Genomic DNA, 10,202 nt, shown 5'->3' with positions numbered 1-10,202 from the left:
ATCAACGTTATCAAAAACGACTAAACGGCCTGAGCCCTCTAGAATTCAGAGCTCAAGCCGCTTAGTTCAATTTTTATTATTTCCACTGTCTACTTGACAGGGAGCAGTCCATAACAGCATCACGCTTTTCTATTATCTACGGTCGCTCGTATATGTCCAACCGTCTTCTTGATAAATTTTATCTTCTTTCATTAACTTACCTAGAGCACGTTTAAAAGCGCCTTTGCTCATTTCGAAAGTGCGCATAATGTCTTCCGGAGTAGTTTTATCTCCGTATGGCATAGCGCCGCCGCGCATCTGCAAGTATTGCAGGATGATTTCGCTATCTTCTACCATCTTATCTTGCTTGAATGGACGGAAAGAAAGATTCAATGAGCCGTCTTCCTTCTCATCAATTACTCGCCCTTCCATGTATTGACCTAGACGAGGCTCTTTTACGCGTTCATTTTCATGGATGAAGCAACGGTAGCCTTCATCTGTAATCATGTAGCTGCCGACCTTCTTCGTTTTATAAATATGGCCTTTTACTGTCTTATTGTACATTTTCTCTGGCGCCGGCTTACTGATACCGTATATGACATCATCTGTCGCCAGCTTCCCAAATAGGCGATCATGCTTGTCGCGAATTAATGTTACATACAATTTATCGCCTGGCTTCGGCCAAACATTGGATTGTAGTGGCAAATCATCCACTGATACAAGAAGATCCTTAGATAAGCCGATATTAACGAATGCACCTAGGTTTTTTCTTGAACCTACCACTTCAACCCATCCGTATACACCTAAACGGATTTCCGGGATACGCATTGTTGCTGCCAATTCCCCTGATTTATCATGGTAAAGAAACACTTCCACTTCTTCACCGATTTTTACATCTTTTGTTTTTTCAATATTTAATAGAACAAGGTCTTGTTCTCCATTTGTTAATACATGACCTTCGTCTGCACGACGATCTACTGTTAAAGTTACAATTTCACCAGCTAATAAACTGTTCATACAATCGTTATCCTCCTTCTGACTACACTATGTATGGATACCGCATTTAACTTTATCATTTTTATAGCCATAAGTATAGCTTCACTTATTGTTATTATAGTATTTTTAACATAAATACTGAAGAAATTGCATTCATTAATACTACACCTATTTATTGACTGAATATTATGGTAAAATACTTTCAGAATGTTTAGAAAATAAATGACAAAAGGTGGAATAATTATGTTGATTCAATTAGCAGACCGTATGAAGTCCTTTTCATCTTCCATATTTACAGAACTAGCTACATATAAAGCAGCAAAGATTAAAGACGGTGCCGAAATTATCGACCTTAGCATCGGCAGCCCTGACCTTCCTCCTCCATTGTTCGTAAAAGAAACGATCAGTTCACAAGCGACAGATGATTCCAAATACGGCTATTCATTAAAAGGAACAGCCTCCTTCCATCAGTCTGTCAGCTCGTTTTATAACCGAAACTATAATGTACATATTGAAAAGGAATCTGAAATCGTTCAGCTGATGGGTTCACAGGACGCGCTCGTTCACTTGCCGATGGTGCTTGCAAATCCCGGAGATTATATACTTGTCCCTGATCCCGGCTATACAGCCTACGCAACCGGCATCGCTATGGCTGGAGCTGTGCCGTATTATATGCCGCTTCGCAAACAAAATGGCTTTTTGCCTGACTTCTCTTCTATACCTGAAGAAATCGCGAAAAAAGCGAGCGTCTTGATTTTGAATTTTCCAGGCAATCCAATTCCGGTTATAGCAACGGAACAATTGTTGACTGAAGCAGTAGCTTTCGCAAAAAAATATAATATTGTCGTTATTCATGATTTTGCTTATTCCGAACTATATTATACTAATCAGAAACCCATTTCCTTCCTGTCGGTTCCAGGCAGCAAAGATGTAGGCATCGAGTTGAACTCACTATCTAAAAGCTTCAATATGGCGGGATGCCGTGTTGCCTATGCTCTCGGAAATGCAGCCATTGTTAAAGCGCTTCATCAGTTCAAATCCAATTTGGACTACGGCGTATTTTATCCGGTGCAAAGCGCTGCATGCCGAGCGCTTAATGAAGGCGAACCATTCAGCACCCGGCTTCGCGAGCAATATAAGGCGCGAGCATATACATTGTGTGAAGGATTACGCTCAATCGGCTGGGATGTCGAAACTCCGGAAGCCGGGATGTTTGTTTGGGCGGAGCTGCCTGCAGGCTGGTCATCAAAAGCTTTTGCCTTTAAGCTGATGGACTTGGCAAATGTTGCAGTTACACCTGGGGTCGCATTCGGGCCATCCGGTGAAGGATATGTACGAATTGCCTTAGTTCAAGATGTCCCGAAATTGATTCAGGCTGTCGAACAAATTAATAAAAGTAAAATTTTCCAAGCAGACATATTGCAAAATCAATAAGAAAAACCGTTACCGGTCCTTTTTCATTTTTGAATCCTCCTCTTGAATACACTTCAATGAAAAAGGAGACATGCGGGAGGACTAAGATGAATCACACGAGAAACCCGCCATTGGTTTCTCGGGGGAGGCAACTTAGGACCGAGCATGGCAGGTATAAGGTTAGACAGCTATCTAAGTTCAAAGTTTTATACTTTCTTAAAAAGTAAAAATAAAGGATGGGTGAAAATGGTTGCAGAAAAATCAAACAATAAGCTGCTCATTACCGGAATATTATTAAGTATTCTTGTTGCAGCGATGGACAACACAATTGTTGCTACTGCCATGGGAACAATTGTGGGAGACTTAGGCGATCTTGACAAATTCGTCTGGGTAACCGCTGCTTATATGGTTGCTTCAATGGCCGCCATGCCGATTTTCGGCAAACTGTCTGATATGTTTGGAAGGAAACGTTTTTTCATTTTCGGCCTTCTCGTGTTCCTGATTGGTTCTGCTTTATGCGGCTTAGCACAAAGTATGGTGCAACTCAGCATTTTTCGGGCTATCCAGGGAATTGGCGGCGGCGCGCTTATGCCGATTGCGTTTACTATTGTCTTTGATGTTTTCCCGCCTGAGAAACGAGGCAAAATGATCGGGCTTGTCGGTGCAACTTTCGGAATTTCTTCCGTGTTCGGTCCGCTCATAGGCGCATACATCACTGAATATATCAGCTGGCATTGGATTTTTTATGTAAATGTACCGATCGGCATCATTTCATTGTTATTCGTCATGACATCTTACAAGGAATCAGCTAACCGTCTTAAACAGTCTATTGATTGGGGCGGTGCAATTACATTAGTTGCTTCTGTCGTATGCTTCATGTTTGCCATTGAATTGGGCGGAAAGCAATATGAATGGACTTCTGCTCCGATTATTGCTTTATTCTCTATTTTCGCTATCATGTTTGTCTCATTTTTATTCATAGAAACGAAAGCAAAAGATCCTATCATCTCTTTTTCATTATTCAAGAAACCGTTATTCGCTTCATCACAAGTGCTGGCATTTATATACGGCGCTACCTTTATACCGCTGACTGTCTATATACCGATCTTTGTTCAGTCTGTTTTTGGAGGCAGCGCAACTAACGCCGGACTTATCTTGACACCGATGATGCTCGGTTCCGTTGTCGGCAGCGGCATCTCAGGTATGACGCAAACAAAAACGAGCTTCCGTAATCTTATGTTCATTTCTGTCGTGTCATTTGCAGCCGGATTGTTGTTGCTGAGTACGATGACACCTGACACAAGCCGCGTGTTAGTCACTTTATTCATGGTACTTAGCGGCATCGGAGTCGGTTTCTCCTTCTCGCTATTGCCGACTTCAAGCATTCACAATCTTGAAGCGACACAACGAGGCTCTGCTAACAGCACGAATGCGTTTTTCCGAACACTTGGTATGACTATCGGGATTACCATTTTCGGCAGCATACAGTCCTCACGCTTAACTGACTATTTAACCGAAGCTTTTGCAGGCAAACAAGCTGCAATGAACTTTCTGGGCAATCAAGATTTAAGCGGCATTTTCACCAGTGAAGTAAGGTCGCAAATCCCTCCGGAGATTTTAAATACGATAATTAACGGAATGTCCGAATCGATTACTGATATTTTTCGAATCACCTTCTTTGTTCTGTTGTTTGCTTTTATCTTCGTATTTATGATGGGCAATGAAAAAGTGGAAATTCCACAGAAAGAAAAAGAATAAGAAAAACTCACCGGTCCTTTTGGTAAGGTACACACTCGGAAATTCGCAGCCATCTTCAGATGATTGCCTTCTTAAATTTGTTGCAAATCAAAAGGAGACATGCGGGAGGACTAAGATGAATCACACGAGAAACCCGCCTTTGGTTTCTTGGGGGAGGCAGCTTGGGACCGAGCATGGCAGGTGTAAGGTTAGACAGCTAACCAAGTTCAAAAATATATTTTTTCTTTTAAAAACGCAGAAATTAAACGAAACAGTCTAATTTCTGCGTTTTATATTGCTGTAGTCAGCTTGTGATATTATCAATCTTCCATACCCCGTCTTCCTTAATTAAATACACCTTTAGGCTGGACTGGGTTTCTCGTTTTGAAATCGCCAATGACATGCAAACAGAATTTGCCCCATCCCATTTAGAATCCGAAAACGACATAAAATATGAATTATCGTTTGGAAAGGTCACTTCACTCCCATCTTTTAGTGTCAGTGAGGAATCGGCAATTTGTATTTGATTGCTTATCATATTTTCCACTTCATCTATCCTACCGGAAAAAATCTGCTGAAAAAAAGCTAGCACTATGTTTTCCGCTTCTTTTTTGTCTATCTCCTGCTGTTCTTTTAGAGCAAGCTCCACTTGCAGTTCAGCAATTTGATCCTTCAAATTCAGATTTTCATCTATAATTTTCGCTTCTGTAATACTTTTTGATTCTGTTTGCTCACTGCATGCGCATAAATTAGCCAATGAAATAAGCAATACAATGAAAAAGGCTGTTTTTTTCAAACCGTCTCCCCCTATACGCTCAATACAAAATCCTTAATTCTATTACGTTTGATCACATATAAAAGTTTCACTACTTTACCGCTTTGAAGCAAATAATGGCCATTTTTTATCACTTTTACCCATATTGCTCTGCATAAAACATAACTGCATATAAAAAAAGACCCTTCCGAAAAAACGGGAGGGTTTAAGTTCAGTAAAAGAGCAGAAAATATTTACGATAAATTTGGCTGAATTCTTTCTTCGTTATACCATAACGTTCTGTAATAGTTCTGACGATTTGACGGCTGTCTTCTCCTATTGTTATGACTTCTCCCCCGTATGTAATCAGCTTAAACACACTTACTGTATATTTCATAATTTCGAGGTCGCTATATCCATTAATATACTCTTCATGCAAGCCCGCAATATACTCTTTTTTAGCGGCTGTATATTGACTATCTGTATAGGCTACTTCTCCATTCACATAAAGAGTTTCATTATAGCTATTCGATTTAACGTCTTTATGCCAGTTAGCACTGACAAATTTGTATTCAGTCCCCAAATTAGTGCTGATTAATTCAATATCCTCCAACTTTAAGCTATTATTCAACTCCGAAGCACTCATATATTCACGAAGCTTGATCATGTAAGCATCCAGAAATCCGTATTGCTCTAACAGAGGCGCTTTACCGTAGACGTCACTAAATTCAACAACAAACTGGACACTATCACTACCAGGTGTATAGGTTATCTCTTTTATAATATTTCCTAGAGCAGGGTATGCAGCAATGGTATCAGCAATATCCTCAAGTTCCTGTTCTTGTCTCATCGATGCACTTTTAACACTAACGCTTATTACAGCTGACAAAATCAGAAAAAAAACAAACACAAGTAACATATTCCTCTTAGTCATTAACTGCAGTTCCATTCTCATCTCGTACAACATTTGAAAACAGCATTGAGACTCTTCACATTATCAAACAAAACGAATTCTCCTTCAAGTCATTCTACAAACAATACTATTCTTTAAATGCTAACAATTTTTATTTTTAATTACTTTAGGGATTCTTTTCCACACACAAACAATACCATTAATTTTAACTGCGAGTATGTATATCCAAATAATATTTTTTATAAATAGCAATGTATTGATCATAAGTAATGCCGAACTCTTCTAACACAGCATCGGTTACTAGCCTCGACGCGTTACTTAACTCTTTTACATCTGTACCGTCAATCGTAATAAGCTTATGCATGCGAATAGCGAACTCCATAATCTCCCATTCGCTGTATCCGTTAACATATTCTATCTCCATTTGCTCTCTTATCCCTGTCACATCATCCAAATATTCCGCTATTGTATACGCTATTTCATTATTGATCCTTAACGTATCTTTTGTATTTAAAAGTTTGGCGGGCTTATCTGATACAAGCACTTCAAACTCTAATACTTCATCATTAACTGTTGCAGTTATATAAAAATCCTCATGTAATAGCTGTTCCATTTGATCTGTGTTTATTATTCTGAAGCGCAATTGCTTGCTGAATATGTGAAAAACAGCAAACTTTTCCATGGTTGATAATTTTTCAATTTCTTCTGTTAGTTCAAAATCATAATGAAGACGGTCTTCTTCCTTCACATATGTAATTTCTGAAATATACTTATCAAAATTCAAATCCTCTATCATATAGGCAGGTGTTTCCTGAAGAAATATAGTCACTTTTCTGGCATGCAACATTTCATGCACTAAAAAAATCGTCCCAAAAATGGCTATAGTACTTGTCATGATTATAACTTTGAAACGTAAACTCATTGCAAAACTTCACATCCAAACTATTGCTTTATATTACATTGAATCAATATATTAACAATTTCAAACAATTTATACATTAGGATTTCATTGGCATTTCCCCTATCTTTTGGTGAAAGGCAGATTTTTATCGCTGTTTACATTGAATCATTGCCGATTTTCAACTATAATTAGTGGTTGATAGTCTAAAAAATAACCATATATGCTGTAATCCTTACGAGAACTGCAAATTATTGTTAATAAATCGGAGGTATAAATAGATGATTACTGTAACTGACGTTAGCTTGCGTTATGGAGACCGTAAGCTTTTTGAAGACGTAAATATTAAATTCACTCCAGGAAACTGCTACGGATTGATCGGTGCAAACGGTGCCGGCAAATCGACTTTCCTGAAAATTCTATCCGGAGAAATCGAAGCGCAATCAGGTAACGTGTCAATGGGACCGAACGAGCGTCTTGCTGTGTTGAAACAAAACCACTTCGAATATGAAGAGTTTGAAGTTATGAAAGTTGTTATTATGGGGCACCAACGCCTTTATGAAGTAATGCAAGAAAAAGATGCCATTTATATGAAAGAAGACTTCTCAGATGAAGATGGCATGCGCGCTGCTGAACTGGAAGGCGAATTCGCTGAATTGAACGGTTGGGAAGCAGAATCTGAAGCAGCTATTCTTTTAAAAGGCCTTGGCATCGGAGAAGAGCTTCATGATAAAAAAATGAGCGAGCTTACTGGTGGAGAGAAAGTGAAAGTGCTTCTTGCACAAGCTCTATTCGGTAAACCTGACGTTCTATTACTCGATGAGCCTACCAACCACTTGGACATCCAAGCAATTCAATGGCTAGAAGAATTCTTGATCAATTTCGAAAACACAGTTATTGTTGTATCGCATGACCGTCACTTCTTGAATAAAGTGTGTACACACATCGCTGACCTTGACTTTGGTAAAATCAAGATTTACGTTGGTAACTACGATTTCTGGTATGAATCAAGCCAATTAGCTCTTAAACTATCTCAGGAATCAAACAAGAAAAAAGAAGAGAAAATTAAAGAGTTACAAAACTTCATCGCTCGTTTTAGCGCAAATGCATCTAAATCTAAACAAGCGACTTCTCGTAAAAAATTGTTGGATAAAATCTCATTGGATGACATTCAACCGTCATCACGCCGTTACCCATATGTAAACTTCACTCAAGACCGTGAAGTTGGGAATGACTTATTGCGCGTTGAAAGTTTATCAAAAACAATTGAAGGCGAACAGCTTTTAAATAACATCAACTTCATTATGAATAAAGGCGATAAAATTGCCATCGTAAGCCGTAACGAAATTGCGAAAACAACACTATTCAAAATTTTAGCAGGTGAGATGGAAGCAGACAGCGGCAGCTACAAATGGGGTGTCACAACTTCTCAAGCGTACTTCCCGATGGATAACTCCGAGTACTTCGACGGTTGTGAATTAAACCTAGTTGACTGGTTGCGCCAATACTCACCAAAAGACGACAGCGAAAGCTTTTTGCGCGGATTCCTTGGCCGTATGCTATTCTCTGGTGAGGAAGTATTGAAAAAAGCAAGCGTCCTTTCGGGGGGAGAAAAAGTCCGTTGTATGCTATCTAAAATGATGCTAAGCGGCGCTAACGTTCTATTATTAGATGAGCCTACCAACCACTTGGATCTAGAAAGCATCACAGCATTGAACAACGGTCTTACTGCTTACAAAGGAAGCATGATTTTCGCTTCTCATGACCATCAGTTCATGCAAACAATCGCAAATCGTATCATCGAAATCACGCCTAAAGGTGTAGTTGACAAAATGATGACTTACGATGAGTATTTAGAAGACAAAGAGCTTCAAGCTCAAGTTGATGAGATGTACAAGTAATGTTAAAAGCCCAAGCACAGACTCGAATCTGTGCTTGGGCTTTTTCTTGCAAGCATATGGTTCCGTGAGAACCAACTCCCGTAACCGGCGCTTCGTTCACCTTAGTTCCATTCATAATTAAACAGCACTTCACCGGAATTGGTCCGCATTTCTCCACAATCAATTCGAATTTGCAATTAATCAGGCCGCTTTCGGAAATAATCGGTCCAAACCTTAATCTTTGCAATGGAAAAAGACTGCCCGAAAATCAGCGCTTACTGACTTCAAGGCAGTCCCTTATTTCTTTCTTTTACGTTCATTTGATTTTCTGATTTTCATAAGCTTTGTAGGTGGTTGTTTACGAATCCATTTAACAAAGCGCATCAGCTGTTCATCTCTTCTTAGCTCTTCTATTGTTGATAGTCGTATAGCAATTTCGTCATTCGTATATAAAGCATGTATTTGCTTATGGCAAGGGATACATAAGTCCGCAGTTGGACCATACGAGCCTCCCTTTTCTCTTGGAAGCAAATGATGTACAGTTGTCTCCACATTACTTCTACCACAAAGCTCACAAATACCCACTTTCCATTCCTCCACTTATCTTCTATGATACACGCTGCAGTATATCATAAATCCATTACATAATTATACTGCTCTTTTTCAAGATTGTTTAATCTTATTACACTTGTGGCGTTATTAATAAAAAAACCTGACCAAATAAAATACAGTCAGGTTTTTTTGCTTTTTATTTGCGCTCCGCTTTACGCGCCATATATCGGTCCATCGCAAAGCGATATTGCTCTTTTTCATGCTCCGTTTCCGGAATGACTTCGGGTACTTCAGTAGGTTTGCCGTCCTCGCCGACAGCCATCATCGTCATGTAAGCATTGGAAGTAAGTTTCTTCTCACCCGTCAATAAGTTTTCAGAATGAATTTCCACAAATACTTCCATAGATGTACGGTGTGCGCAAACGACACTTGCTTCAACACAAATCGCTTCCCCTGCCTTAATCGGCGCATGGAAACGGAATGAATCGCTGCTGACTGTGACAACCGGTCTTCGGCAATGACGCATAGCAGCAATTGCCGCTATTTTATCGGCATAGGCCATAACCTTGCCTCCAAAAATTGTTGAATATTGGTTCGTATCATTAGGAAAAACTAAATCAACTAGCTTCGCTTTCGACTCGCTTACCTTCTTAGGCTGCAGTTTTGTCATAGTTGCTGTTCCACTCATTTTCGCTATTTCCCCTATTCTGTTCGTGGTTATCAAATTTTGTTATTAGTTCAATCTATTGTACCAATAACGCCTGCATTTCATCCACTTTTAAACACAAAACAGCGGGACGTCATCTTTTAGTAATTGAATTATTGTTTTTAGATATTAAAAAGGTGCACAAGAAGAAGTACAATAATCCGACTCTTCTTATACACCTTGTCGTAATTTAATGTTGTTTTCTATTTTTGGCGCGTTCGTCAGCTGCCTCTGAACGTGCTAGTGCTTCCAAATCATCTTGATCGGCCTTACCAATCTCAAAATCCACATCGACCCCATCTGTTTGGAATGCTTTGTACTGCTCGACAATTTCATCATAATTTTCATTTTGATTTTGTTTTCCCATTTCAATT

The 10,202-nt window shown here is 39.3% G+C and carries 10 protein-coding genes; 3 read left to right on the top strand and 7 right to left on the bottom strand.

The genetic code is table 11. The annotated features are described in order from the left end of the window. Nucleotides 1–132: 132 nt before the first annotated feature. The gene (locus IEO70_RS14410) at nucleotides 133–996 is read right to left on the bottom strand and encodes a CvfB family protein (protein WP_190999076.1); all 864 of its coding nucleotides are present in this window, start codon (nucleotides 994–996) and stop codon (nucleotides 133–135) included. A 222-nt stretch (nucleotides 997–1,218) separates the two neighbouring features. Here IEO70_RS14410 and IEO70_RS14405 point away from each other — a divergent pair, with 222 nt between their 5' ends. Together IEO70_RS14405 and IEO70_RS14400 are read left to right on the top strand one after the other, a co-directional pair. After that, the gene (locus IEO70_RS14405; RefSeq protein ID WP_190999075.1) at nucleotides 1,219–2,409 is read left to right on the top strand and encodes an LL-diaminopimelate aminotransferase; all 1,191 of its coding nucleotides are present in this window, start codon (nucleotides 1,219–1,221) and stop codon (nucleotides 2,407–2,409) included. A gap of 225 nt (nucleotides 2,410–2,634) precedes the next feature. After that, nucleotides 2,635–4,146, top strand: coding sequence for an MDR family MFS transporter (locus IEO70_RS14400; RefSeq protein ID WP_190999074.1), 1,512 nt, complete (start codon nucleotides 2,635–2,637; stop codon nucleotides 4,144–4,146). Nucleotides 4,147–4,429: 283 nt separating this feature from the next. Here the strand turns inward: IEO70_RS14400 and IEO70_RS14395 are convergent, their stop codons facing one another. From IEO70_RS14395 to IEO70_RS14385, 3 genes are all read right to left on the bottom strand, one after another. Continuing rightward, nucleotides 4,430–4,921, bottom strand: a complete 492-nt coding sequence (locus IEO70_RS14395; RefSeq protein WP_190999073.1) for a hypothetical protein — start codon at nucleotides 4,919–4,921, stop codon at nucleotides 4,430–4,432. A gap of 190 nt (nucleotides 4,922–5,111) precedes the next feature. Continuing rightward, nucleotides 5,112–5,789, bottom strand: a complete 678-nt coding sequence (locus tag IEO70_RS14390; RefSeq protein ID WP_190999072.1) for a hypothetical protein — start codon at nucleotides 5,787–5,789, stop codon at nucleotides 5,112–5,114. Nucleotides 5,790–5,997: 208 nt separating this feature from the next. Beyond that, complete coding sequence (locus IEO70_RS14385) at nucleotides 5,998–6,714, bottom strand: hypothetical protein (RefSeq protein WP_190999071.1); 717 nt, start codon at nucleotides 6,712–6,714, stop codon at nucleotides 5,998–6,000. Between the two features lie 257 nt (nucleotides 6,715–6,971). Between IEO70_RS14385 and IEO70_RS14380 the strand changes: the two genes are divergently transcribed. Further along, nucleotides 6,972–8,591, top strand: coding sequence for an ABC-F family ATP-binding cassette domain-containing protein (locus IEO70_RS14380; RefSeq protein WP_190999070.1), 1,620 nt, complete (start codon nucleotides 6,972–6,974; stop codon nucleotides 8,589–8,591). 276 nt (nucleotides 8,592–8,867) lie between these two features. Here IEO70_RS14380 and IEO70_RS14375 read toward each other — a convergent pair whose 3' ends face one another. The 3 genes from IEO70_RS14375 to IEO70_RS14365 form a co-directional block, all read right to left on the bottom strand. After that, on the bottom strand, nucleotides 8,868–9,155 hold the full coding sequence (locus tag IEO70_RS14375; protein WP_328820937.1) for an HNH endonuclease: 288 nt from the start codon (nucleotides 9,153–9,155) through the stop codon (nucleotides 8,868–8,870). 163 nt (nucleotides 9,156–9,318) lie between these two features. After that, nucleotides 9,319–9,810, bottom strand: coding sequence for an acyl-CoA thioesterase (locus IEO70_RS14370; RefSeq protein WP_190999068.1), 492 nt, complete (start codon nucleotides 9,808–9,810; stop codon nucleotides 9,319–9,321). Nucleotides 9,811–10,018: 208 nt separating this feature from the next. Next, on the bottom strand, nucleotides 10,019–10,195 hold the full coding sequence (locus IEO70_RS14365; RefSeq protein WP_190999067.1) for a YfhD family protein: 177 nt from the start codon (nucleotides 10,193–10,195) through the stop codon (nucleotides 10,019–10,021). Between the last annotated feature and the right edge of the window lie 7 nt (nucleotides 10,196–10,202).

This window comes from Peribacillus faecalis (assembly GCF_014712675.1).
Lineage (GTDB): Bacteria > Bacillota > Bacilli > Bacillales > DSM-1321 > Bacillus_AD > Bacillus_AD faecalis.
Note: the sequence above shows the minus strand (reverse complement) of the source record. Positions and strands in the feature narration are given on the sequence as shown.

What these genes read in the sequence shown, in the direction of transcription:
- IEO70_RS14410 (WP_190999076.1), bottom strand. Translation starts at nt 996, where the DNA reads ATGAACAGTTTATTAGCTGGTGAAATTGTAACTTTAACAGTAGATCGT.
- IEO70_RS14380 (WP_190999070.1), top strand. Translation starts at nt 6,972, where the DNA reads ATGATTACTGTAACTGACGTTAGCTTGCGTTATGGAGACCGTAAGCTT.
- IEO70_RS14400 (WP_190999074.1), top strand. Translation starts at nt 2,635, where the DNA reads ATGGTTGCAGAAAAATCAAACAATAAGCTGCTCATTACCGGAATATTA.
- IEO70_RS14405 (WP_190999075.1), top strand. Translation starts at nt 1,219, where the DNA reads ATGTTGATTCAATTAGCAGACCGTATGAAGTCCTTTTCATCTTCCATA.
- IEO70_RS14370 (WP_190999068.1), bottom strand. Translation starts at nt 9,810, where the DNA reads ATGAGTGGAACAGCAACTATGACAAAACTGCAGCCTAAGAAGGTAAGC.
- IEO70_RS14365 (WP_190999067.1), bottom strand. Translation starts at nt 10,195, where the DNA reads ATGGGAAAACAAAATCAAAATGAAAATTATGATGAAATTGTCGAGCAG.
- IEO70_RS14385 (WP_190999071.1), bottom strand. Translation starts at nt 6,714, where the DNA reads ATGAGTTTACGTTTCAAAGTTATAATCATGACAAGTACTATAGCCATT.